This window comes from Streptomyces sp. NBC_00012 (genome assembly GCF_045040875.1).
Taxonomy (GTDB): Bacteria; Actinomycetota; Actinomycetes; order Streptomycetales; family Streptomycetaceae; genus Streptomyces.
This window is the reverse complement of sequence record NZ_CP108310.1, coordinates 210,839-234,404: the sequence shown is the minus strand read 5'-3', so window position 1 is coordinate 234,404 and position 23,566 is coordinate 210,839. Positions and strand designations below refer to the sequence as shown.

Here is a 23,566-nt window from a genome sequence, read left to right as displayed (position 1 = left end):
GGTTTCAGTCCCAGCGGTCCTGGTTGATGAAGCGGCTGAAGCCCCGCCAGGAATTGGGTCCCATCGCGCCGTCGATGGGACCGGTGTAGCCGTGTACGGCGGCCAGTCGTTGGACCGCGGCCCAGGTGTTCGGTCCGGGTACGCCGTCCACGGGCCCGGTGTAGCCCCAGTCACGCATGTTCCGCTGGAGCGCGGCGTAGGTGTTGGGGCCCGGGATCCCGTCGATCGGGCCGGTGTAACCGGACTCGATCCGCAGCCAGTTCTGTGTCCGCTGCCACATCACGGGACCGGGAACACCGTCCTGCTCCGTCGACGTCTTCGGCAACCCACCGCCACCGCCCAGGTAGTTCAGCGGGTTGACCCGGGTACCACCCGGGGTGATCAGATGCCAGTGCACATGCGGCCCGGTGGAACTTCCGGAACCCGGGGCACCGGCCGCACCGCCGGAGCGCCCGACGATGTCCCCCTTGCCGACCGAGGTGCCGTCGGGCAGCAGGAACTCCGACAGATGCATGTACTGCGTCCGGTACCCGTCGCTGTGGGTGATGGTCACCGTGTGACCGCCGGTGCCGTTGTACGGGATGTTGATGACTACGCCGGCTCCCGCGGCCGGCAGGGCGGTGCCGACACCCATCCCGTAGTCGATTCCACCCAGGGAACCGCGGTCGAGGTGCTCCTGCCAGCTGCCGGTGATCTGGTAGGCGCTGAACGGGTTGTAGATGTCCAGAGCCCGAGCGGTGCCCGCCGAGAACAGCACGCCGCCGGCGGCCAGACCGAACGTGCTGACCGAGCCGCGCAGCAGCGTGCGCCGGCTCATTCCGGTCCGTGACCGGTTCTTCCGTCCGTCGTCGGCCTCATGGTTCTCGCACACAGCAACTCCCTTGTAAATACTGTGACTTGACCTGCCATGCCGCGCGGCTCACGGTAGCCTACGCGCATAGATTTTGATACGAGCATGACATTCCACTGTCGCGAAACCCCGCCCCCACCGGAGGAGACATGCGCAGGAGAACCCTGATCCGCGGAGCCGTGGCGACAGCCCTGACCCCGGTCGGAATCATCACGGCCACCAGCGCCGTGGCCACCCCCGGGCCGGCCCCCGCCGAGGCCGACGAACTGCGGGGCGTTGACGTCTCGAACTACCAGGCCGGCATCGACTACGCCCGCGCCGCCGCCGAGGGCCTGCATTTCGTCATCGCCAAAGCCGGGGGGTGCCAGCTCGCCGAGGGCCCCTACACCTCGTCCTCCTATCCCGGTCATGTCGACGGGGCCCGCGCCGCTGGCCTGCGGGTGGGTCACTACTGGCTGTCGGGAGACTTCCTCGCCCCCACCGCCGCCGCCGACTACTTCGTGGACCATCTGCACGACTACCGCGCCGGCGACGTGCTCGCGCTGGACGTCGAGGTACTCGACGACTCCACCCGCCTGTGGGACGACACGGACGTGTCCGCCTGGTTCAACCGGGTGCGGGAACGGGTCGGCACGTACGTGCCCTGGTTCTACATCAGTACGAGCGCGCTGCGCTCCGGCACCTGGAGCCGTACCGTCGCCGCCGGCGCCCACCTCTGGGCGGCATCCTGGGGCGCCAACGACGGCACCTGGCCCGGCCCGCCCGACCTCGGTGGCCGCTACCCCGACTGGGCCGTCCACCAGTACGCTTCCGGGGGCTCCGTCGGCGGCATCTCTCCCGTCGATCTCGACCTCGCCCGCCCCTGGGCATTCGACCCGACCGAGCCGACCGACCCGCCCCTGCCCGGGGACGACCCCTTGCCGAAGACGTCGACGGAGCAGGACGGTGTTCCCGGTCCCGTGATGTGGCAGCGGACACAGAACTGGCTGCGGATCGAGTCCGGTTACACCGGCCCGATCGACGGGATCCCGGGCCCCAACACCTACGCCGCGCTCCAGCGGAACATGCGTGACTGGGGCTACACCGGGCCCGTGGACGGCGTACCCGGACCGAACACCTGGGCCGCGGTCCAACGACTGGCCGCCGTACACGGCTACACCGGTCCCATCGACGGCGCGATGGGACCCAATTCCTGGCGGGGCTTCAGCCGCTTCATCAACCAGGACCGCTGGGACTGAAACCAGGGGGCCGACGGTACCGACAGCAAAGAAAATCCCCGGCCCGAAACTAAACGGGCCGGGGAGGTGCTGTCACGTTGTTGGGTTGCAGGTGCCTGACGGTGCGTCGTGGCCTGGTGGGGCCCGCGGTCCGGGTCTGTGGTCAGGCCGTGGTGGGCCGGCCGGCAGCACCGGTGATCTGGTCCCAGATCGCGAAGCGGATGGTCATCTCGGCTCGGTGGTCGGGCCCTGGCCCAAGGCCGGGTAGTTAGCGTTTTCGCTGGTCACGCAAGCCTGTTGAGGGATTCTCGGCGTGGAGCAACGGAGCTCGTTGGTACAGGCAGTCGTCCAAGACAGCTTGTTCCCGAGGAGGTCCGTTGCCGTTTCATCATGTCCTTTCGGCCCCAGTGGTGGCCATCACCCGTAGGGTCACCGTGGCGGCGGGCCGGTTCGCGCCGGGGCATCTGGGCGAGCTGACAGCCGTCGTGCCGTTTGAGCTGGTCGACGCGGTTCTGGAGGAGACGCGGTCGATACAGCGGCGACTGCGTGATCTCCCGTCGCGGGTCGGGGTGTACTTCCTGCTCGCGATGTGCTTGTTCCCCGAGGTCGGATACCGGTTGGTCTGGGACAAGCTGGCGGCGGGCCTGGACGGGGTTTCGGTGGCCGGTCCGACGCCGAAGGCCCTGCGTGATCTGCGCCGTCGGCTTGGAGCCGCACCGGTTCGGGCACTGACCGCCACCATCCTGGACATCCTCGACCGGGACGGCCGGGTCGAAATGATCGCCCGCGGGCACCCGCCGCCGGTCATCCTGCGCAACGGCCGTCCGACGACGATGGATGCCCTTCAGCCCGCGCCTCCGCCGGGCCTGGGCAAACTGGCGCGTGCGCGCTACCACGTCGACAGCTTCCTGTTCGAGCCGGGAGACCTCCTGCTGCTGTACACGGACGGCGTCACCGAGGCCCGCGACTCCACCGGCGCCTTATACCCGCTCACCGAGCGCATCACCGGCTGGACCGACAACGCCCCCGACGCCTTCCTCCGCCGCTTCCGGCGCGACCTGCTACACCACGTCGGCGGACACCTGGACAACGACGCCGCCATGATCGCCCTGTCCCGGGCCTGATCATCCCTGTACTGACCCGCAGGGGGGTGCTTCCTGCGGGTTCGTCGATGCCCACCCCTGGTCGCCGCCGCGCACGGCGATCGGGCGCAGCCGTTGCGCATGCCCCGCCTACGCGCTGTCAGTGGCAGCACTTACCTTCTCCTTATGCAGAACTCCAAGATTGTTGTCGTCCTGGTCGCGGCTGGTCTACTCGCCACAGGTTGCGGCTCTTCCGATGCCGATGCCGAGGACGGCGCCGGTGGCGCTGCCCAGAAGGCTCTGCCGGTCGCCATCGACGGCCCCCAGAAGGACGTAGTCCCCCAGCGCGAAACGGGCGAGAAGCTCAAGATCACCCCGCTCCCCGCGATGAATGCGCCCTTCGTTGAGAAGGTGGAACACAACCTGCGCCAGGCAGTGCTCCGCTCTGCCCGGGTACCCGGTGAGACCAGTGCCAAGTGCCCCGACGGTGTGGACGAGAAGGCCGGCGCGGTCAGCCAGTGCGTCGCCACGTACGAGGGGGCCGAGATTCCTTACGAGGTGAAGATCAGCGATTCGGCCAAGAAGGGCAGCTCACTCATTTTCTTCGACACCACACCCAAGAAGGGCCTGCTGGTGGCGAAGGCGGTCTACGACTCGCTGAACGAGAGCTACGGTTCCGAGTCCGGTCGCACCGACGCCAGCAAGCTGGCGTGCGAGGAGATGCCCGCCGCGAAGGCGGTCCCCCTGGGCAAGGACACGGGCTTCACTTGTCAGTACTGGACCAAGTTCGCCAACCAGGGTGAGCCGGGTTACGCGACCCTGCGGCTCAAGATGGGCGCCCAGGGGTACGGGCTGGGCTTCGAGCCCGTTGAGTAAACCCAACTGAGACCGCTCTATCTCGACGTTGCAGGTCACCGGATTCGGCACCAGGGTTGTCCACGCCTCTCGTGACCAGGAGGACTTGGGCCATCTGGCCTCGGTCACGACTGTGTGGGGACGCCCCGACTTACCGCCATGTGAGGCCGGTCCCAGTCAGCCACTTGGGGACCGGCCGCACGCAGGCGAGCAGGGGTTTCCTAGTCCGTCTTGGTGCGGCCGGAAACCAGCTCACCGGCTTTGCGCTCACAGTGTGCGCGGCTGGGGAGCAGGAGGATGGCAGCTGCCAGTCCAGCGACACCCGCAAGAACCAGGAGCACCACCCGGTCGGAGACAGCGGCGCCGATGTCCGACAAGCGCTCCTCCACTGCGAATTCGGTGCCGACACTCATCAGTGACGGCAGGGCTGAAGTCCCGTCAAACAGGAGGAAAGCGACGCCGAGGGCGATGAACAGCGTCCCTCCCACCAGCGACGTGCTGTGCAGCGACAGACGGCCCGGTGTGACGGTTCTTCCCCGCAGCCATCGCTCCCTGCCGAGGTCGAATCGGTCCCACAGCAGGGCGAGCACGAACATCGGCAGCGCCATACCGAGTGCGTAGACCGCGAGCAGGAGCCCGCCGTGCAGCCCGCCAGCCCGTACACCGCGCTCAGGGCGACCACCGAGAGCGCTGATTCCGAACGGCGGTTGCCGGCTGCCTGCTGCATTGTGCGGGAGCCGAACCCCAGCCCGAGGATCTGCGCGGCGCCGAGTGCGATGACCAGCCAGCCGCCTGCGCTGACCAGAGCATCGCGGTGACCGTAGAAGAGGCGGCTGGCGAAGGACCCGGCTACGCCCAGCGGGACCAGTGTCGTACACAACCCCGCGTAGAACAGGGCCGTCCGTGCGAACAGTTTGGTGCGGCTGCTGAAGGAGTAGGCGAAGAAGGCGGGCAGCAGCAGGGCGCTGCACGGTCCGAGCAGGGCAAGGAGTCCGCCCGGGAATGCGGCTAGCAGTCCCACTTCACTCATCGGCTGGCTGCTTTCGCTGCCGCGTCGATGGCGTCCTTGAACGTGTCGGTCGGCTGCGTGGCTTTGTTCACGACTCGCGTCAGCAGTTGTTCACCGTTGCGGGAGGCACCTGCGCGGCGGCGATACCGATGTTCACGGCTTTGAGCAGCAACACGGATCACGGGTCTGGCACCCGGCAACGGTGCCGCCACGACGGACCACCTGCCCCGTAGCCAGCGTTTTTGCCCAGCCCCTCTGGAAGCGGCAGACGGCCGACCTCACCTACGCCCCCGAACTGCTGCTCAAAGCCGTGAACATTCGACGCGGGCCAGCCTCCGCAGCGCCTCCCGAACTGCTGTCAAAACGCTGCTCACTGTCGTGTACGAAGCCAGCTGCGCGCCGAGGATGGGCATGCCGTTGACCAGGAAGGCTGGGGTGCTGGTGACTCCCAACCCGTAGCCTTCCTCCTGGTCGCGCTGGACGGCTTGGCGGGCTTCGGCCGATGCCATGTCCTTCTTGAACCGCTTGATGTCTTCGATGCCCGCCTGGCTGGCCATGTCGAGCAGATTCTTCTCGCTGAACGCTCCCGCGTTGCGTTCGCGCTGCTTGCTGTAGGCGACCTTGTGGAAGTCCCAGAATTTGTTCTGCTGACCTGCCGCCCATCCAGCCTGGGCGGCCTGCGTCGATTCGTCTCCGAAGACGGGGAAGTTGCGCCATTCGATGCGCAGCATGCCCTTGTCGACGTACGAGCGGACGAGGTCCGGTTCTGTTCTGCGGGCGCACTGCCCGCAGAACGGGCATTGGAAGTCGGTGTACTCGATCATCACGACGGGAGCGTCTGCCCGGCCGACCGCGAGCGGGTCGGTCTTCTCCCGGCGTGCCAGTGCGAGAAGGCTGTCGTCGGCCGGCGCGGACTCGCCGGGCTCGGTCACCACTGCGGGGGGCTGCGCGGCGGGCTTGGTCGTAGCGGTGTCGGAGCCGTCAAGAGTGAGCGCGAAGGCGGCGGTGGCCAAGGCGGCCACGAGAACACCTGAGGCCAGGATGGTCCGCTTACGGTTGCGGCGGAGTGAGGTTGGAGCGCTGGTGGACGTCATGACATACCTCTCCTGATGCGGAGGATGGGAAAGAAAGAAGGAGGGGGCGAGCGTCAGACAGAGGTTGACGTCGGGCATGCCGACTGGACCGACAGGCGGCGCAGGGCGGCTTCGGCGAGGAGCACTACGGAGGCGATGGCCACCATCGGCTGCAGTGGCGCCCAGTAGCTGAGGGCTCCGGAGGTTCCGAGGAGGAGCAGCACAGCCTTATTGCAGACTGGACAGCCGACCGCCATGAACGACAGGAATCCGCCGAGCCACCCGAGACGTCGAGGGCCGGACGGGTTCGGTGCCGCAAGGGCGGAGGGGGCGCGCACGTAGGTGGCCAGAACAAGTCCAGCCAGAGCGGCCGTGCCGGCGAGTGCCGGATAGTTCCACCACTGCACAGGAACCGACCGGGAGAAGAACGGGTTGGGGACCACGTCCGTCGGCGTACCGACGGCCAAAGCGGTCAGCAGCGCACCGGCACCAGCCGTAGCCCATTGCCGAAGCCGCCATTCACGCAGCGCGAGACCCGCCTGGCTCAGTGAGCGCGGGGAGGAAGACATGTACGAGTACTCCGTTTCTGAGGATTCATGACACGACACAGAGGTCGTCTAAATCCGCAGAACGCAGAGCAGGTCAGCAGGTGGAGGCGGGGCGGGCCCCGTGGGGAGGGTGCGGGCGGGAAGCGCCGCCCCGGGTGAGGACAGTGCAGGGGTGACGGCCGCCCCATGATCGGGGCCGGGGTGCGGAGCGCTGTGGTCGGCGCGTTTCGCACTCGGTTCCACCATGGCCTTTTTGGTGCACGGGGGAGTGGACTGATCAGGGGCGACCACGGGATCCAGACGCTGGTTCGCTGTTGTCCGGGGGGCGCTCACCGTACGCTGGCCCACTCCGTCACCGGATCCGCCCCGCGCAGCATGACCGGCGACACAGATCATGGCGACTACCGCAAGGACCGCGGCCAGGATGCCCTGGACGCTGCGCAGAGCCGCCCCGTGCCTTCCTGGCTTCATACCGTGCCATCCCCGAATCGTCCGCGTGAGCCCCACGATAGTTCACGGTCCCGAGGCGTCCTGGCTACGGGCGTTCCGCACTTCTCCCACAAGGGCGACCGACCCCGACCGCGTTACTCGCGCAGAGTCGACGCGGACGCCCTCTGGCCCCTGGACGACGCTGAGATCCGTCAGGGTGGCTCTGTCCATGAAAATGGGTTCTGGCACGACTTTCGGGCTCTGTCGCCATTTTGGGGGTAGCAGCTGGTTGATCACGGTGGGAGCAGGATGCGGCGTCGTAGGAGATCGAAGTTGGCTCGGCCGTATATCTGTCTCTTCAGCAGCTTGATCCTGGTGACGTTGCCGTCGACTGCTCCCGAAGTGTAGGTGGTGGTGAGGGCAGCCTGGATAGCTGCGTGGCCGCGTCGCATGCCGTTGGCCAGGGTGCGGAGTTCGTGTTGGCCGTCGAGGCGGACGTCGGCGATCCAGACATCGAGGGCCAGGTGTTCGCTGCGTCGTTCGCGCACCATGAGTGCAAGACGGCGAGCGTATGTGGTGGTCGTGGCCAGCGCAGGACTCCGCTCGCACAGTTCGGTGAGGCATTTGCGCTCGGTGTCTGTGAGGCGCTCGGGGCGTCTCATGATCCAGTCGGTGACCCGACGGACGGTCATGTGGGGCAAGGGAGCGGTTTGCGGGATCGTGCCGTTGCGGTAAGGCTTCAGGTGCCGGCGGACGGTGTTGACGTCGCCGCGATAGCCGAGCTGCTGGATCTCCCGGGTAAGAGCGGAGGCATTGGTGCAGCCCTCCATCCAGCGGTGGTGCAAGTAGAGGCGGTAATCGTCGATCAGCGTGGGGCGGTGAGTAGCGGCGAAGAGGAGTTCCATGACGTCGGCGGCCCGTGCGAAGCGGTTGACCGTGCCGCGGCTGAGGTGGAGATCGCGTGCGATGGCCCGAAGGCTGTCGCCACGTTCGATGCGTTCGTGGACCTGTAGGTGGCGTTCACGAGTGCGGGCGACCAGAGGCCGCGGCCGTCCATGGATGTCCAGCTCCGCGCGGCCTGGGTTCTCCTGGGTCTGGCCGTCTTCGGCCCGGTCGTCGTAGCACGTGAGGCGTTCTCGCAGGACGGCGCGGTGTCGGCCCACGACGCGTTCGACTGCTTCGGCCAAATTGTGCAGCAGGTGCCAGGCGTCGGCCACCTGCCGGGCCTGCGGAGCACCCACTTGGGCTCCGTCGCGGAAGGAGCTGGCGCGGTCGCGGCAGATCATCCGCACCTCGGGATGATCTCGCAGCCAGGACGCGAAGGTGCTCGCGGCGCGATCGGCAAGCACGTCGACCGGTGGGTGGGTGGACATGTCGATGAGGATCGTCGCGTAGGTCCGTCCGCGTCGCACGGCGAACTCGTCGACGCCGAGAAGCGGGACCGGGCCCGAGGACGGGAGCGGCAGCGCGCGGATCAGCCGGAGCAGAGTGTCCTTGCAGGTGCCGATAGCCATGCGTTCGGAGAGGTGTGCTCCTGCCCGGCCGCCCAGGAACAGGGCCATGTCGGTGAGCTGGGCAGTGAGAGCGTCCGTGCGGCGTGCGTGGCGCCGGGTCGGGTTCGGTATCTGCTCGGCGAACGTCCGCCGGTCGCATTGATCGTTCCCGCACACGAGCCGGCGGGCCCGTAGTTCCAGTCGTACACGCTTGCCTGCGACCGGACGATCCGCCAGAGCCCGCGGGTAGTAGCAGTGCACTTTTGAGGATCTTCGTCCGCAGTCGGGACATGCGGCCGACGCGGCTTGCGACCGCACAGCCAGCCGAACCTCCGTATCCGTGAGTGCCACTTCCTCGACCTGAACCCCGACACCTGGCAACAGAACGTCCGCGACGCGAACCCCACCCATCACACAAGATCGATGCCCAACTACCCCCAAAATAGCGACAGAGCCCGGAAACTGAGCCAGAACCGTGTGACGTCGACAAAGCCACCACGTGGACCACCGGCTCATCGTCCGGGATGTCCAGCACCGCGGCGGTCACGAAACGCTCGGCGGCGTCCTCCTCCAGCCCGGAGAACTCCGCCAGTCCCCAGCCGACGGCGTCCTCGATGTAGGCGACCAGCTCCGGCAGCGGGACCGGGCGGTGGGCCGCGGCACGGAACGCACCCAGCACGATCGCCGTGTCGCTGATCGAGGCGAGGCCCTTGCCGCGGACGTCTCCGATGAGCACCCGTGTGGAACCGGGGATGCGGGCCGCCGCGTAGAGGTCACCGCCGATGCCCGTGTCGGCCTCGGCGCTGTGGTACTCCGAGGCGAAGGAGATCGGCCCGGCGTGCTCGGGGAGCGGGCGCAGCACCACGCGCTGCGTCGCGTCGGAGACCGAGCGCACGTGCACCAGCCTCCCGGTCGCGCCGGCCCCGCAGGTAGGTGAAGAAGACCAGGAAGGCGCAGACGGCGACGAGGGCGGCGATCTCGACGACGACACTCTCGGTGGTCAGGGTGTGCCGCAGCGTTCCGGCGGCGACGAGTGCGAGTACCGCCAGCGCGCCGACGAGCGCGGTGAGCCAGGGACCGAAGGCGATGGCGGTGACCGCCACGGCGACCACCAGCAGGTGCGCGAGATGGATGTCCGGTGGCAGGAACGCGTCGGCCACGGGGATCGCGAAGGTCAGCAGGAGAGGGCCTGCCAGCCACAGCCAGTGCGGCGCCGCGCCGAGCGAGGACCGCAGGGTCTCGGCCACGGAGATGGTGATGCTCGCAGGGCTCACAGGGTGCTCCAGGACTGGTCGTCCTGCCCCAACCAACACGTGGCCGTCCGTCCGCCATTCCCCTGCACTGCTCGGCAGGCCGGGTGGGCGCCCGCGGGCGGGGCCCCCGGCCCCTCCCAGGAGGCCGTCAGCTCCCTCGTCGGCCACGGCCGGGCCCAGGGGGCGTCCGACACGCCCCCGGCCCCTCCTCCCGTCACCACGGGCCCTTCGAGCGGTTACGGACGTTGGCCGATCCGGTCGACGACGCCCACCTCCTGACTGCTGCGCATCTCGAAGTACCTGTCGACCTGCCGCCACTCGCCGTCGACGCGCTTCGCATTGCTGCCCTTGAGACGAATGCCCAGGTAGTCGTAGGTCTCACGGTCGAAGACGAAGGTGAAGGTCAGGTGGGGGTACGACACCCCGACCCCGTGCCGGCCCAGAGCGTCGACCTCGTCCTCGTCCACCTTGATGCGTGGCAGTTTCGCCAGGGCCTCGAAAGCGGCGGCCTGCAGGCCGGGCGGCATGACCCGCGGCCCCTGCATGAGCAGACATGCCTCCACGAACACCATCCTGTCGGGGTCGGGCGCGGGCCCGCCGGCCTTGCCCCCCTTCGCCCCGGACGGCTCGACGACCTCGACGCGCCCGCGGCCGAGCCACCTGAGGAGCTCGTCGGGGTCGGTCGGCCACTTCTGCAGCTTCGCGTATTCATTGGGCGGCCACTGCACCTCGTGCTCGCCCAGCGGGGGATCGTTGTGGATCTTGCCGTGCTCCTGCCGGCGCGAGGGCCTGGAGCCGTCCACCGACAGCCAGCTCTCGTCCGTCCACGTCCTGGTCTTCCCGCCCTTCACGGGGGTTCGCGTGATGTAGGTCTTGGTGTAGAAGTACTGGTCGTTCCGCGGGATCGGCAGGCCGGCACCAGTGGACCGCGTCCTGTCCGCAGCCTTGTGCAGCACCTGCGCCGCGCTGAGGGTGGTCATCCTCGGGGAACGGGGGTCCCCGCCGTCCGCCGAGACCACCAGTACGGTTCCCGCCGCTGCCGCGGCGACCGTCGCGGCCACCGCGACACGGAAAACCGTCCGCCTGGGCAGAGCGAGAGCGCCCCCCCTGCGGCTCTCCCGGCCGATGGCGGTCATCAGCCGGGTGCGGGCGGCGGCACGGGCCTTGGCGGTCAGGGGAGGCGTGTCCGCCTCCAACTCCTTCACGGAGGTGAGGTCATCCATGATCGGGCTCCTCCTGGAACTCTTGCAGGGCTGTGGGATCGGACCCGCCCAATGCGTCGCGCAGTCTCCTTCGAGCCCGGTGCAGCCGTGAGCGGACGGTGCCCACCGGCACCCCCAGGGCCTCCGCGGCCTCCACGTAGTCGAGATCACCCCAGGCGATCACCAGCAGCACGTCCCGGTAGCGGGGCGGCAGCTTGGCGATGCAGCCCGCCAGCGCACCTCGGGCGCTCTCGGCGGTGACCCGGTCGGCCACCCGCTCGGCCATCGGCTCGCCGCCTCCCTCGTCCGGGACGCCGGCGGCGACCCGCGCCAGCGCCCGGAGATGGCGCGCCTCGGCCCTCCGGTGCTCACCGACGAGATTGGTGACGATCCCGTACAGCCACGGGCGCGCCTGAGCCCTCGACAGGTCGTAGCGGCGCCGTCGCTGGAAGGCGATCACGAAGGTCTCCGCCATCAGATCGTCCGCCACGTCGGCACCCAGCCGCCGGGCCGCGTACCGGTGGATGTCGTCGGCGTAGCGGTCGAACAGCACGGCGAAGGCATCGGGCTCGTCCCAGGACCGTTCGATCACCGAGGCGTCGGAGTCCGACCGCTCGTCCGTGCCCTCGGCACGGTGGACTCCGACGCTCGGTGAAACGGTCATCGGTCGCCTCTTAGGCTCATGTTTTTCCCTCGAAGACGCGGGCATGGTCACCCGCTGTTCGCCGATGGCCCGATTCGAGTTCCCGTTCCTGTGCGCGCAGGGCCCGCTCGTGTGCAGGCACCCGACGCGGCGGCGCATTGGTCCCCTCCGTCACCCGGCGGTCGCAGTTGCCGGAGGCAGGAGATGCCGTGCACGGCCGCCCAGGCGCGGGAAGGGCACTGTCACGTTGTTGGGTGGGTGTCTGACGGCGTGACAGGGTGTGGTGCGGTCGGGTTCCGGCTGTGTGCTCAGGGTGTGGTGGGCAGGCCGGTGGCGCCGGTGATCTGCTCCCAGATGGTGAAGCGGACGGTCATTTCGGCGCGGTAGTCGGGTGCGGCCATGAGGTGGCGGCGGGGTCGGAAGTGGGGTGAGATGCCGCTGAACGCGGGCAGGAAGCGTTGTGCTCCGCCGGCGGAGCGGAAGCCTTTCATCGCGCGTTCACGCTGTCTGGTGGGCTGGTGACTGTTCTCGGCCCGGTTGTTCAGGCCCTTGTGGGAGCGGTGTTCGACGGAGGGCATGACCTCGCGGTGAGCGGCACCGTTGGAGCGAAGCTTGTCCGTGACGACCACCCGCGGTACCGCACCGGTCTTCTTCATCAGCCTGCGAAAGAAGCGCCTGGCCGCGGCCTTGTCCCGCTTCCCCTGGACGAGGATGTCGAGCACGTTGCCGTCCTGGTCGACGGCCCGGCACAGGTACTTCCGCTCGCCGTTGATCTTGATGAAGACCTCGTCCAGATGTCATTTGTCCCCGGGCCGGGGCCGTCGGCGGCGCAGTCCGTCGGCGTAGGCCTGCCCGAACTTCACACACCACCGGCGGACCGTCTCGTACGAGACGGTGACACCGCGCCGGAGCATCAGCTCCTCCACCTCACGGAAGCTGAGCGGAAAGCGGAAGTACAGCCACACGCAGTGGGAGATGACCTCGACCGGGTACCGGTGCCCCTTATACGACGACAACGCGCTCACCACGGACGATCCCCCTCCAGCATGATCAACTTCGAGGATCCTCCCACGCCGCCCGCCAACGTGACAGTGCCTCTCCGGGGCCTTCCAGGCGGACGACCTGACACTTCTGGAAAGCCTCGTCATAGCGCTCGCCCAGCACGACGAGGAGAGCATCCAGCTGAGATGCCTCCTCGTCGGTCAAGTTTCGGCTCACGGGCCAGGGGATCGCCCGGGATAGCAGGACGATCATGTCGCGCAGCTTCTCGTACGTCACGATGCAGTCCACGTACGACTGGCGTCTCAGCTCGCGGTGCCACTTGCTGAGGTCGTGGGCGGCTTGGACCTTGGCCTGGGTGCGGGGCTGTGAGCGAAGTGCCCACCCGGCTGACCCGGGTGGCCTGATCACTCCGCGGACGCGGGACCGTAGTTCTTGGCACCTGCTCCAGCGCGCTAGAGTCCCGCCATGTCCGATAGGGGGACGACGCTCAGGCGCCGCGGCTGCTGGTTCTCGATGAAGAACATCGAGGACCTTTGCACCATCTTGGAAGACGAAGTGCCGCTGGGACAGCTCCTCATATCCCACACCGTGCGCACCGAGTCCCTGGATCGCGGGGGCGTGCGCTGGCGCACGCAAGAAACCCAGCAGTGGACCGACCTCGCCACGTTCAAGACCGACATGCAAAGCACTCAAGTTCTCAACGAGGTCGTGATCGAACGGCGCTCACAGAACGAGCAGGACCCCCGTATCCGGGTCGAAGTCGGCGCCCCGACCCGCGTCTGGCGGCCTTTCGGACGACGCGCCTTCGCCAGGGCGGAGCTGAGGGGAGGAACCGACACGTCACAGCGTCGCGCCGCTCTGCGCATCGCCGATGTACTCGCCGAAGCCCGATTCCTCGGACGCTGGCTCACCAACGGGCTTACCTACGCTGAGGCGGTCCTGACTACCGTTGCTTTGCAGAGCTTGGCCACCCAGACATCGGCCACGGCGCCATTTACATTTGGTGGCGCCATTCTGATGGCCCTGATTACGTACAGGATTGACATATACCTGACCCGCAGCATCGTGCTGAACGATCCGAAAGGCGTTCAGGGGTTCGTTGCCCAGCGCAGCGCCAACCACCGTGCATCGGGCGGGAGCCGACAAGAGGTCCTGCTGTTCGTGATGGCTGTTCTGGGAGGCATTGCTGGCATCATCGGCACACTCGTCGGCATCCTCGCCTACGTCTTCCCCCGAGGCTGATCCCACCGGCAACCTACGGGGAAGTTATATCGCGAGCAGCCCCGGCTCCAATCTCCTGCCGGCCGGTCGGCCGCCCACTCTCATCCGCAACGACGAGTCTCCTGGCTCTCAGTGACCGCGCCGCTGAGTAGGCCCGGAGCGCGGTGCCGGGATTGCTCCCGGTCCGTTTCTCCGGACCTCTCGCCGAACCCGCCGTGCGTCTCTCAGCGCAACGGGCTCTCCACGGTCTCTGCCGTCAGACGGGGTTCGCAGGCTGCCAAGGGTTGGGGATCGTGCTGGCTCGGTATCGGTAACGGCTGACCGTGACCGATGCGATCCGGAACAGCTCGATCCCGTCCGCCGCGATCGGCAGCCACCGCCCGGTGGGGGTGGTGAACCGGCGGCGGACATCGCCCCAACTCCATCGGTGACGTTCCCGCAGCATGCGGATGAGACGCCACCACGCGAAAGCGGGGCCTCCCCCTGAGTGGTGGACACGCTGATACTGGATCTTCTTGATCCGGAGGAAGCGAGAAGACCGCCGATGGCGATGAAGGACTACTCGGACGAGTTCAAGGCCGATGCCGTGGCCCTGTACGAGTCCACACCCGGGGCGGTCTACAAGAGCATCGCTGCTGACCTGGGCGTCAAACCGGGCGACCCTGCGTGAGTGGGTGCTGAGGGACCGCGAACGCCGTGGCATCACCGCCGAGACTGCGAAGCCGGGCGCCCAGCCCCGGAGGCGGTGCCGTCCGCTGATCCGGACGAGCGGGTGCGGCAGTCGGAGGCCCGGGTGGCCGAGCTCGAGGCAAGTGAGCGCAAGCTCGCCACCGAGCGGGACATCCTCCGCAAGGCGGCCAAGTATTTCGCCGGAGAGACGAACTGGTGAGGAGCCGCTTCCAGTTCGTTGACGACCATCGCAACACCTACGAGGTGAAGCGGCTCTGCCAAGTCCTGGACGTGAACCGGTCCAGCTACTACAAGTGGCTCGCCGGCGCCGAGGCCCGGGCCACTCGGCAGCGGGAGGACCGGATCCTGGCCGAGGAGATCCGCGAGGTCCACGGCGAGTCCGGCGGCGCTTACGGCTCCCCGCGAGTGACGGCCGAACTCCGCGAGAAAGGGCGGCGGGTCAACGAGAAGCGGATCGCCCGGATCATGCGGACGTTCTCCATCACCGGCATCCGCCTGCGCAGACGCGTGCGCACCACCGTCCCGGACCCGGCAGCCTCACCGGTCCCGGACCTGTTCCAGCGGGACTTCACCGCTACCGAGCCGGGGCGCAAATACATGGGCGACATCACGTATCTCCCGCTCGCAGGAGGGGAGTTCCTCTATCTCGCGACCGTGCTGGACTGCTTCAGCCGCAAGGTCGTCGGCTGGTCCATCGCCGACCACATGCGCACCGGCCTGGTCGCCGACGCACTGCGGATGGCAGCCTCGACCCGTGGCCGCCTGAACGGCGCCGCGTTCCACTCCGACCACGGAGCGCAATACGGATCCCGGGCCTTCGCCGGCCTCTGCGACCAACTCGGGGTCACACGGTCGATGGGCGCGGTCGGCACCAGCGCCGACAACGCGGCCTGCGAAAGCTTCCACGCCTCCCTGAAACGCGAGACCCTCCAGGGCGCCCACGACTACGGCGACTCCGATACCTGCCGCAGGACCGTCTTCGCCTGGCTGACCCGCTACAACACCCGCCGCCGGCACTCCGCCAACGGCCACCTCAGCCCCAACGAATACGAACACCGACACCACACCGCTAAACTCACGGTCGCCGCGTGATCAATAACCGCGTGCCCACCTTCACGGGGGAAGGCCCCCGCCTCAACCACCGCTACGAACGCCACCCCCGCAACTACCTGGCCTTTCTCGGACTTGCCGCCACCCTCTGCTGCTACAAACGGCTCCTCAAAATGACCATGTAGGACACGGTTTAATACTCCAGTCAGATTTCGTTTCCTGAGCTGCTGGTTGTCGTTGTTCGGGTATGGATGTGATACCTGAATTCGATTACTGGAAGGCTGAGTTGGATTCAGCTTTCGCTCGGGTGGCGGGCCGCTTCGGGCGGGCGGATCTGCGGTGGCGGATGCGTGACTACGTGCGGGGTCTGCTGGCGCCGGTCGGGCGGAAGAACGGCTGGCAGCTGGCCGAGTGGGCCGGCCACCGTGATCCGGCGGGCCTGCAGCACCTGCTCAACGGTGCCCGCTGGGACGCCGATGCCGTTCGCGACGACGTGCGGGACTACGCCGCAGAGCGGCTCGGTCCGGGCGGGGTACTGATTATCGATGACACCGGGTTCGTCAAGAAGTGCACCGCCTCGGCCGGGGTGGGCCGGCAGTACACCGGCACCTCGGGGAAGGTCGACAACTGCCAGATCGGCGTGTTCGCCGCCTACGTCACCAGCTCGGGCCGGGCCTTGGTGGACCGGGAGCTCTACCTGCCGAAAGCGTGGACCTCCGACCGTGAACGGTGCCGGGCAGCGAAAATCCCTGAGGAACGCGGCTTCGCCACCAAGGGCGAGCTGGCCCGGGACATCATGCGCCGCTGCCTGGCCGCAGGCCTGCCGGCCGCCTGGGTGACCGCGGACGAGGCTTACGGACAGGACTGGAACTTCCGACGCCTGCTCGAACAACACGACATCGGATACGTGGTTGCGGTGCCCAAGTCCCAGCAGATCAAGTCCCTGGCGGGGATCTGGCGCATCGACCAGCTCATTGACGAGGCCCCCGCCGATGCCTGGCAGCGGCTGTCCTGCGGCGACGGAGCGAAGGGCCCACGCGTCTATGACTGGGCCGCGGCGAAACTGCCCGCCAACATCATCTTCGACCCGGATCCGCCGACCCATCATCGCTGGGTGCTGGCCCGCCGCTGTCTGTCCGACCCCACCGAGCTCGCCTACTACCTCGCCCACGCACCCGTCGGCATCGAGATCGACGAACTCGCCCGGATCGCCGGCAGCCGGTGGGCGGTCGAGGAATGCTTTTCCGCCGCTATCCGGGCTGGTACCGGCACATCACCCTGGCCATGCTCGCCCATGCCCTCCTCACCGCCCTGGCCGCCCAAGCCGCCCACCGGGAAACCGCAGAAACGAACCGACCAGCCTCGTCTCCCTCACCGTGGCGGAAATCCGACGGCTCCTGGACACTCTCCTGCCCCACCCCAGACCCGAACTCAACCAGCGCCAGCATGCCCTGAGATGGTCCCACTGGCGCAGACGCCACCAAGCCATCGCCCAACGATGCCACTACCTAAAAAGAGCCAGCTCAGGACGCGAAATCTGACTGGAGTATTAAGCCTTCCGCGCCCCTTCGGCCTCGTCGCGGGCACGAGCCGCGGCTGTGTGATCGCCAGCCAGAGCGTGTGCTTCGGCCAGGGTGTCGAGGCCGATGGCCAGCCACCTGCTGGAGCCGATCTGCCTCCAGAGCATGACGGCGGCCTTGGCGCGCCTGCGGGCCGGTGCCGGACGGCCCACCGCGAGCTGTGCCTCGGCCAGCGCGTACAGTGTTGCCGCTTCGCCCCAGAGGTTGCCAAACTCCCGGTAGATCCACAGACTCCGGGCCAGCAGGCGGCGTCCTTCCCGGTGCTCGCCCTGCCGGATCAGGACGTCCCCGAGCCAGCACGTCGCGTGTGTGGCGCTGAGGCGGTCGCCGAGGTCCTCACTCATCGCGACGGCTCGCCGGTAGGCGTCGGCGGCGGCCGGGTAGGCGCCGAGCGCACGATGGCTCTGACCCAGGCATCGCAACGCCTGGGCCTCCCCGGGCCGGTAGCCCGCGACCCGGCTGACTCGCAGGCACTTCGTGAACCGCGCGATGGCGGCCTCGACACGTCCCAGCTCGAGGTCGATGACGCCGAGGCCGTTGGTCGCGTAGACGAGACAGTTGACGTTGCCCGCCGCTTCGGCGAGCTCGGCGGCCTCTTCGAAACGGAGCACAGCGGTGGAGTACTGGCCGAGGAGCCGGTGCACATAGGCCAGCCCGGCCGTGGCACTGGCCCGGTACGTGGGCCCCTCCCCCTCGGCGAGCAGCAGGGCCTGCTCGAAGTGGTCCACTGCTTCCGGATAGCGGTCGAGGATGGTGGTGAGTTCGCCGAGGCAGCGGTGGACCTTCGCGGCGCTGTGCCGGTCGCCGTTGCTGAGGGCCGCCTTGAGTGCGCGGTTCTGAAGTCTCTCCCAGTCGTCGAAGTGGCTGCCGACCTGGAAGAGGGTCGTGAGGGCGGTGGCCAGACCGGCGGCGGGTGCGACACCCTCCGTTCCGTCCAGAGCCTGTTCTGCCACGTCGATGAGGAACTGGCGTTCGTCGTTGAACCAGGCGAGGGGATCGGCGAGCAGCTGATCGGCATCGGCCGCAGCCAGCCGCCAGGAGGCCAGATCCAGCTGTGAGATGCCCTGGAAGTCGACGCTGAGGGTGTCCGCGGCGAGGTCGGCGAGGTGCAGGCTCGCCCCGAGTAATCGGGTGAGGGCTGCCGTGCGATCCCGCTCCGGGACGTCCGACTCCGTGCGCTCCCTGGCGAACAGGCGTACCAGGTCATGCAGTTGATAGCGGATGCCGGTCGCGTTCACCGAACCGGCCTGCATCAGGTGCACCTCGACCAGATCGTCTAGGACGGCCTCCGCCTCGGACAGGGCCGTGTCCAGCAGCGCGGCCAGCGCCCAGGCGGCGAAGCTCGGCCCGGGCAGCAGGGCGACCATCCGCAGAGCGTGCTGCGTCGCCGCGGACATCTGCTGGTAGGTCAGTTCGAGGCTGGCCCGTACGGCGATGTGGCCGACGGCCAACTCGTCGAGCTTGCGCTGCTCGTCGGCGAGGGCGTGCGCCACCTTGGCCAGAGGCCAGTGCGGTCGGGCGGCCAGCCGCGCACCGGCGACCCACACCGCCAGGGGAAGGCCACCGCAAGTTTCCACGATGGAACGGGCCGCCCCCGAGTCGGCGTCGGTCCGGCCCCGGCCCAGCATCTCGCGCAGCAGGTCGAGCCCCGTCGCGGGGTGCAGTACGTCCAGGGAGAGTCGGCGGCCGCACAGTTCCGCCATGGTCGTCCGGCTGGTGATGATGGTGGCACAGCGCGCGCCGCTGGGCAGGAGGTCACTCACCTGCTGGGCACTGGCGGCGTTGTCCAGGACGACGAGCGTCTGCCGCCCTGCCAGCAGAGTGCGGTAGAGATGGACGCGGCCGGTCAGCTCCGCGGGCACGGTACCGCCGGGGATGCCGAGCGCGCGGAGGAAGGTGCCGAGGACCGTGAACGGCTCGGCCGGCTCGTCGCCAAAGCCCCGCAGATCCGCGTGGAGCTGGCCGTCCGGGAAGCGGGAGGCGAGCAGGTGCCCCGTCCGTATCGCGAAGGCGGTCTTGCCCACTCCGGCGGGGCCGGTGACCAGCAGTGTCGCCGGGCCGGGCCGTTCTTCGCCAAGCAGCCGGCGAGCCTCCTCCACCTCGTCCTCCCGGCCGACGAAGAGTGACACGTCCGCCGGGAGGAGCCGGGGGACGAGCTGGCGTGCCATCGGCGGGCCCACGTTCGCCACCGTCCCGCTCTTACCGGGCGATTTTGTGGTGGCGGCCGGTTGCATGGTGCCCGTCGGGTTCGCCGTGGCGGCCAGGTTCGTGGTGGCGGAGCGGGGCGCGGCGAGCTGCGGCTCGCCGGTGAGGATCCGTTCGTACAGTTGCCGCAGCGCCGCGCCCGGGTCGACGCCCAGCTCGTCGGCGAGGCGTCGCCGAGCGCGCTCGTACGCCTCCAGGGCTTCGGCCTGTCGTTCGCACCGGTACAGGGTCAGGATCAGTTGCCCGATCACCCGTTCGTCGAGCCGATGCGCCTCGGCCCGAGCAGTCAATTCACTCACCAGTCCGTCGTGCTGACCCAGTCGCAGCCGCACGTCGACCAGTTCCAGCTCGGCGGCCAGCCGCTCGCCGTCCAGGAGGTGGCGCTGCGCGTTGAACCACGGGGTGTCCGCCCCGGCGAACGCGCTGCCCCGCCACAGCTCCAGGGCTTCCCGCCACAGAGCCTCCGCCTGCACGTCGCCGCCCGCCTTCCGGGCCCGGTCCGACAGTTCGCGGAAGCGGTGCGCGTCCACCGCCGAGGGCTCGACCGCCAGCCGGTAGCCGCCGCCCCGCTCCCGTGTGATGGCGGTGCCGTCGGCAGCCAGTGCGTGCCGCAGCCGGGAGAGGTATCCGTACAGCTTCCGGCGGTCGTGCGCCGGCTCGGTGTCCCCCCATACCCGGTCCACCAGCGCGTCGGCCGACACCGCCCGGTCGGCGTCGACGAGCAGCACGGCCAGCACCCGGCGCTGCATCGCGTGCCCCACGTCGATCGGGGCCCCGTCCCGCCGTACCTCGATGGTCCCCAGGATCCCGAAACGCGTGGCCATCACACCCCCTGCAACACCCGGTCGTCTCTACGCCCCCCACTCTGGGCGCCACCGACCTGTGGTTCCAGGCGGATTCAAGCTTTTCCGAAGGTTCGCCGACGCCGGCCCCGGCACCGTGAGTGGCACGTCCCCGGCCGCTCAGCGACCAGAGGGAAGCAGGGCATCAACCCGTTCGACCTTGAGGAGAAGTATGGGTACTCGTCGTCGCACCATCCTGACGCCCCTCGCCATGGCAATCGCGGCGGGGGCCCTCGCTGCGACAGGGGCGGCTCCCGCAGCAGCAGCCCCTGCGCCGTCGACCATCACTCATGCCGCATCGTTCAGCGGCTGCGCCCAGCTGACCGGCAACTGGGAAGGCAAAGCAACGGTCAAGAACGTATGCAGCTATGCGATACACGCCACCGTCTCCGTCGACTGGGCGTTGGACCCCGACTGCCAGAAGCTCAGCAGCGGGAGGAGCGCCACCTTCAGGTGGGACTCAAAGGATGGCAAGGCGCTGGAGGCCTACGAGTGCTGATGCTCCCCGATCAGCCACTCTGAAGCCCGTGCACCGCGCCTAAGGCCAATACCGTTCAGTTAAGTGCTTCTGGGTTATCGTGGGGGATGCCGCGTTCTGGTTGGGTGAAGCCGTCGTCTGATGTCCGGTTGTCGGATTTGGTGTCTGTGGGGTTGCTGACGCGGGTGTTTCCCGCGGATGTGGTTGACGCGGTGATCGAGGAGGCGGGGCGTACCGAGCGGCGTCACCGGTCGTTGCCCGCACGGGTGATGGCGTACTTCTCGATCGGGATGGCGCTGTATTCGGATGGCTCCTACGAGGATGTGTTCGCGCAGCTCACGGACGGGCTGTCGTGGGCGTCGGGGTGGTCGGAGTCGTTCACGCCGCCCTCGAAGTCGGCGATCTTCCAGGCCAGGTCTCGTCTGGGGTTCGAGCCGGTGCGGGATCTCTTCGCTCGGGTTGCGCGTCCGCTGGCGGGGCCTGGCACGCCGGGGTCGTGGCTGGCCGGGCGTCGCCTGGTGGCGATCGACGGGACGTGCCTGGATGTGGCAGACACGGCAGCCAACGCGGAGTTCTTCGGGCGGCCCGCTTCCAGCCGGGGGGAGCGGGCCGCGTTTCCGCAGGCCCGCCTGGTGGCATTGGCGGAATGCGGCACCCATGTGGTCTTCGACGCTGCCACCGGCCCGTGCAGCGTGTCGGAGATCGAGTTGTCCCGGCAGCTCGTCGGGCGGCTGGAGCCGGGCCAGCTGGTCCTGGCAGACCGGGGCTTCTACGGGTTCCGCCTCTGGCAGCAGGCCGCGGCCACGGGTGCGGATCTGCTCTGGCGAGTGAAGACGAACCTGCGGCCCCGGTATCTGGAAACCCTGGCCGATGGGTCCTGGCTGGCCCGGATCGTCCCGACGTCGGGCACGAACCGGGCCACGACGGAGCCGCTCACGGTCAGAGTGATCGACTACACGGTCGATGACGGCCGGGACAACGCCGAGGAGTACCGGCTGTTGACCACGATCCTCGACCCTGCCGAGGCCGGCGCCGAGGACCTCGCAGCCGCCTACGCCCAACGGTGGGAGATCGAGACCACCTTCGACGAGCTGAAAACCCACCAGCGCGGGCCCCGCGCGGTACTGCGCTCGAAAGCCCCCGACCTTGTCCAGCAAGAAATCTGGGGACACCTGTGCTGCCACTACGCCATCCGCACCCTGATGGCCGACACTGCCGCACTCTCCGGCCACGACCCCGACAGAGTTTCCTTCGTCAAAGCCCTCCGCATCGCTCGCCGTTCAGTCGCGCAGAGCGCATTTCCCCCCTCCGGGCGCTGACGCAGCCGACGCGATCTGGCATCACGCCATCCGATGGCTCACCCAACACCTCAACCCAACACGCCGAAAACGCTCACACCCCCGAGTCGTCAAACGCAAAGTCCTGAAATGGGCCGCGAAACGCTCCCACCACACACACTGGCCCCAGCCCAAACACAGCCCCCACATCACCATCCAAGCCACTAACTGAACGGTATTGCGCCTAAGGCTCCCGGCCGGGCGGTCGTCCGGCCGGGTTGTCGTAAACAGAATATTGGTTACCGCAGAGCTCCGGGAGTTCCCAGGGCTCTGCTGAGGATCAAGCTGACGAGGGCCGGTGTTGGACAAGCAGCACTGAATGACGCCATCACTGTCGGTTGCCTCGCTCAGTTGCTGATTCTCCACCTCCAGGACGTGTACGACCCGCACCAGCTGCTGGACGTCTGTGCGCAGCCGGTCGCGCTCGGCACACAGGCGGGTGGAAGAGGCAGCCCGCCGGGACGGCGGAGCCTGAAAGAGACAAAGTCGGGGGCGACACGGATTTACCGTGTCGCCGAGTTCTGAGGGGTTTCAGCACGTCAAAGTCGGCGACATCGATATTGCCTACGTTGAGTCCGGCCAGGGCGAACCGCTGGTTCTGTTGCATGGCGGGGAGAGCCATAGGGGGCAGTTTGATGCCTTCCGCCCCCTGTTAGGCGCTGGAATCCTGGCCATCAGCTTCGACCAGCGTGACACCGGCGACACACTCAACGGGCCCGAGCCGTACGACATCGTTCGGCAAGCCGCTGACTGCGCCGACTTCCTTGCCGCGCTGGGATTTGAGCGCGCGCATGTTATGGGAGTGTCGTACGGCGGAGCGATCGCCATGCACCTGGCGATCCACTACCCCCAGCGGGTTGCGTCTCTCATACTGTCAGGCGCGACCCCGAGCTGGACCATGACTGAGAGCCTTGGTGACCGCATCGCCGCCATGGGGCCGGACGCGCGGGCGCAGATCGTGCTGGACCTGCTCCTCACACCCGAGGGGCAGGCGAACGACCCGCAGCTCGTCGCCGACGCCAAGCGCGCCCTGCGGGGGCGTCCCGTAGACGCCGACGCACGCCGCATGACAGCGATTCAGAACCACGACTGCACTGCCCGGCTGCATGAAGTCACGGCTCCTACTCTCGTGCTGCATGGCGCGGAGGACCCCATCGTCCGCGCTCAGGTCGCCGAACTCATGGCATCGGAGATCCCTGGCGCACGTCTGGTAATCCTGCCGCGTACTCGGCACGGCATCACCTTCGAGGCCCGTGAGCAGGCCGCACGCCTGGCGCGCGACTTCGTGCTGAGCCATGCCGTGGGTACAGTCAGCACCGGAAACGGAGGCTGACAGGAGCGGTCACTGCGCGGTCGGACGTCGTTGCGGTTGACGGAAAAGCCGAGTTGGCGCTGTATCGGCCTTGCGCGGCCTCCCGACGTGCCTCACGGAGCACGGACCACTCGGCGAAGGGGCGGATGACCCGGCGGCGGGCCGCCCGCAGGTGAGCCCCCAACCGTCACGGTC

General features: G+C 68.1%; 16 protein-coding genes and 8 pseudogenes. 11 read left to right on the top strand and 13 right to left on the bottom strand.

Features of this window, described 5'->3' with window-relative positions; genetic code table 11:
* Positions 1-4: 4 nt before the first annotated feature.
* Positions 5-871: a peptidoglycan DD-metalloendopeptidase family protein gene (locus OHA19_RS40145; RefSeq protein WP_388594251.1), complete on the bottom strand. Its 867-nt coding sequence runs from the start codon at positions 869-871 to the stop codon at positions 5-7.
* Between the two features lie 128 nt (positions 872-999).
* Here OHA19_RS40145 and OHA19_RS40140 point away from each other — a divergent pair, with 128 nt between their 5' ends.
* The 4 genes and pseudogenes from OHA19_RS40140 (at position 1,000) to OHA19_RS40125 (ending at position 4,025) form a co-directional block, all read left to right on the top strand.
* Positions 1,000-2,088 (top strand): GH25 family lysozyme, encoded by a 1,089-nt coding sequence (locus OHA19_RS40140; protein WP_331750397.1) that lies wholly within the window; start codon positions 1,000-1,002, stop codon positions 2,086-2,088.
* Between the two features lie 386 nt (positions 2,089-2,474).
* Positions 2,475-2,810 (top strand): annotated as a pseudogene (locus tag OHA19_RS40135) (transposase domain-containing protein); the annotation flags it as partial.
* Positions 2,796-3,191, top strand: a pseudogene (locus OHA19_RS40130) (PP2C family protein-serine/threonine phosphatase); the annotation flags it as partial. The pseudogenes OHA19_RS40135 and OHA19_RS40130, both read left to right, overlap by 15 nt.
* A 144-nt stretch (positions 3,192-3,335) precedes the next feature.
* Positions 3,336-4,025, top strand: coding sequence for a hypothetical protein (locus OHA19_RS40125; RefSeq protein ID WP_331754177.1), 690 nt, complete (start codon positions 3,336-3,338; stop codon positions 4,023-4,025).
* A gap of 200 nt (positions 4,026-4,225) precedes the next feature.
* On the opposite strand, the pseudogene OHA19_RS40120 reads toward OHA19_RS40125, so the two are convergent.
* The 11 genes and pseudogenes from OHA19_RS40120 to OHA19_RS40070 all read right to left on the bottom strand — a co-directional run bounded on the left by OHA19_RS40120 (position 4,226) and on the right by OHA19_RS40070 (position 12,932).
* Positions 4,226-5,034, bottom strand: a pseudogene (locus OHA19_RS40120) (cytochrome c biogenesis CcdA family protein).
* Entirely contained in the window at positions 5,031-5,195 is a 165-nt protein-coding gene (locus OHA19_RS40115; protein ID WP_405722789.1) for a hypothetical protein, read from the bottom strand. The pseudogene OHA19_RS40120 and the gene OHA19_RS40115 overlap by 4 nt, the downstream one beginning before the upstream one ends.
* Positions 5,196-5,315: 120 nt before the next feature.
* Positions 5,316-6,107, bottom strand: coding sequence for a DsbA family protein (locus tag OHA19_RS40110; RefSeq protein ID WP_331750402.1), 792 nt, complete (start codon positions 6,105-6,107; stop codon positions 5,316-5,318).
* A gap of 53 nt (positions 6,108-6,160) precedes the next feature.
* The gene (locus OHA19_RS40105; RefSeq protein WP_331750403.1) at positions 6,161-6,655 is read right to left on the bottom strand and encodes a hypothetical protein; all 495 of its coding nucleotides are present in this window, start codon (positions 6,653-6,655) and stop codon (positions 6,161-6,163) included.
* 701 nt (positions 6,656-7,356) lie between these two features.
* On the bottom strand, positions 7,357-8,967 hold the full coding sequence (locus tag OHA19_RS40100; protein ID WP_331754691.1) for an ISL3 family transposase: 1,611 nt from the start codon (positions 8,965-8,967) through the stop codon (positions 7,357-7,359).
* A gap of 145 nt (positions 8,968-9,112) precedes the next feature.
* Positions 9,113-9,292 (bottom strand): annotated as a pseudogene (locus tag OHA19_RS40095) (serine/threonine-protein phosphatase); the annotation flags it as partial.
* A gap of 37 nt (positions 9,293-9,329) precedes the next feature.
* On the bottom strand, positions 9,330-9,830 hold the full coding sequence (locus OHA19_RS40090; RefSeq protein WP_331750408.1) for a hypothetical protein: 501 nt from the start codon (positions 9,828-9,830) through the stop codon (positions 9,330-9,332).
* Positions 9,831-10,045: 215 nt separating this feature from the next.
* Positions 10,046-11,032 (bottom strand): CU044_5270 family protein, encoded by a 987-nt coding sequence (locus tag OHA19_RS40085; protein WP_331750410.1) that lies wholly within the window; start codon positions 11,030-11,032, stop codon positions 10,046-10,048.
* The gene (locus tag OHA19_RS40080) at positions 11,025-11,675 is read right to left on the bottom strand and encodes an RNA polymerase sigma factor (protein ID WP_266816910.1); all 651 of its coding nucleotides are present in this window, start codon (positions 11,673-11,675) and stop codon (positions 11,025-11,027) included. Before OHA19_RS40080 ends, OHA19_RS40085 begins: the two co-directional genes overlap by 8 nt.
* Positions 11,676-11,962: 287 nt before the next feature.
* Positions 11,963-12,682, bottom strand: a pseudogene (locus OHA19_RS40075) (IS6 family transposase).
* Between the two features lie 22 nt (positions 12,683-12,704).
* Positions 12,705-12,932, bottom strand: a complete 228-nt coding sequence (locus tag OHA19_RS40070; protein ID WP_331754172.1) for a hypothetical protein — start codon at positions 12,930-12,932, stop codon at positions 12,705-12,707.
* A gap of 237 nt (positions 12,933-13,169) precedes the next feature.
* Between OHA19_RS40070 and OHA19_RS40065 the strand changes: the two genes are divergently transcribed.
* From OHA19_RS40065 to OHA19_RS40050, 4 genes and pseudogenes are all read left to right on the top strand, one after another.
* Positions 13,170-13,898, top strand: a complete 729-nt coding sequence (locus OHA19_RS40065; protein ID WP_331750418.1) for a hypothetical protein — start codon at positions 13,170-13,172, stop codon at positions 13,896-13,898.
* Between the two features lie 523 nt (positions 13,899-14,421).
* A pseudogene (locus OHA19_RS40060) lies at positions 14,422-15,659 on the top strand (IS3 family transposase).
* A 38-nt stretch (positions 15,660-15,697) separates the two neighbouring features.
* Positions 15,698-15,802 (top strand): annotated as a pseudogene (locus OHA19_RS40055) (IS5/IS1182 family transposase); the annotation flags it as partial.
* A gap of 62 nt (positions 15,803-15,864) precedes the next feature.
* Positions 15,865-17,072: pseudogene (locus tag OHA19_RS40050) on the top strand (IS701 family transposase).
* Between the two features lie 94 nt (positions 17,073-17,166).
* Here OHA19_RS40050 and OHA19_RS40045 read toward each other — a convergent pair.
* Positions 17,167-20,226 carry a BTAD domain-containing putative transcriptional regulator gene (locus tag OHA19_RS40045; RefSeq protein ID WP_331754169.1) on the bottom strand — a complete coding sequence of 1,020 codons (3,060 nt, stop codon included), beginning with the start codon at positions 20,224-20,226 and terminating at the stop codon, positions 17,167-17,169.
* Positions 20,227-20,416: 190 nt separating this feature from the next.
* Here OHA19_RS40045 and OHA19_RS40040 point away from each other — a divergent pair, with 190 nt between their 5' ends.
* The 3 genes from OHA19_RS40040 to OHA19_RS40030 all read left to right on the top strand — a co-directional run bounded on the left by OHA19_RS40040 (position 20,417) and on the right by OHA19_RS40030 (position 23,392).
* A complete protein-coding gene (locus OHA19_RS40040; RefSeq protein WP_331750422.1) occupies positions 20,417-20,743 on the top strand; it encodes a hypothetical protein in 327 nt (108 codons plus the stop codon).
* 86 nt (positions 20,744-20,829) lie between these two features.
* Positions 20,830-22,041, top strand: coding sequence for an IS4 family transposase (locus OHA19_RS40035; protein ID WP_331734825.1), 1,212 nt, complete (start codon positions 20,830-20,832; stop codon positions 22,039-22,041).
* A 526-nt stretch (positions 22,042-22,567) separates the two neighbouring features.
* The gene (locus tag OHA19_RS40030; protein ID WP_331750425.1) at positions 22,568-23,392 is read left to right on the top strand and encodes an alpha/beta hydrolase; all 825 of its coding nucleotides are present in this window, start codon (positions 22,568-22,570) and stop codon (positions 23,390-23,392) included.
* Positions 23,393-23,566: the final 174 nt, after the last annotated feature.

Bases quoted from the DNA above. Each gene is read 5' to 3' on its own strand.
- OHA19_RS40140 (WP_331750397.1), top strand. From the start codon at position 1,000: ATGCGCAGGAGAACCCTGATCCGCGGAGCCGTGGCGACAGCCCTGACC.
- OHA19_RS40125 (WP_331754177.1), top strand. From the start codon at position 3,336: ATGCAGAACTCCAAGATTGTTGTCGTCCTGGTCGCGGCTGGTCTACTC.
- OHA19_RS40110 (WP_331750402.1), bottom strand. From the start codon at position 6,107: ATGACGTCCACCAGCGCTCCAACCTCACTCCGCCGCAACCGTAAGCGG.
- OHA19_RS40105 (WP_331750403.1), bottom strand. From the start codon at position 6,655: ATGTCTTCCTCCCCGCGCTCACTGAGCCAGGCGGGTCTCGCGCTGCGT.
- OHA19_RS40100 (WP_331754691.1), bottom strand. From the start codon at position 8,967: ATGGGTGGGGTTCGCGTCGCGGACGTTCTGTTGCCAGGTGTCGGGGTT.
- OHA19_RS40085 (WP_331750410.1), bottom strand. From the start codon at position 11,032: ATGGATGACCTCACCTCCGTGAAGGAGTTGGAGGCGGACACGCCTCCC.
- OHA19_RS40080 (WP_266816910.1), bottom strand. From the start codon at position 11,675: ATGACCGTTTCACCGAGCGTCGGAGTCCACCGTGCCGAGGGCACGGAC.
- OHA19_RS40065 (WP_331750418.1), top strand. From the start codon at position 13,170: ATGAAGAACATCGAGGACCTTTGCACCATCTTGGAAGACGAAGTGCCG.
- OHA19_RS40045 (WP_331754169.1), bottom strand. From the start codon at position 20,226: ATGGCCACGCGTTTCGGGATCCTGGGGACCATCGAGGTACGGCGGGAC.
- OHA19_RS40040 (WP_331750422.1), top strand. From the start codon at position 20,417: ATGGGTACTCGTCGTCGCACCATCCTGACGCCCCTCGCCATGGCAATC.
- OHA19_RS40035 (WP_331734825.1), top strand. From the start codon at position 20,830: ATGCCGCGTTCTGGTTGGGTGAAGCCGTCGTCTGATGTCCGGTTGTCG.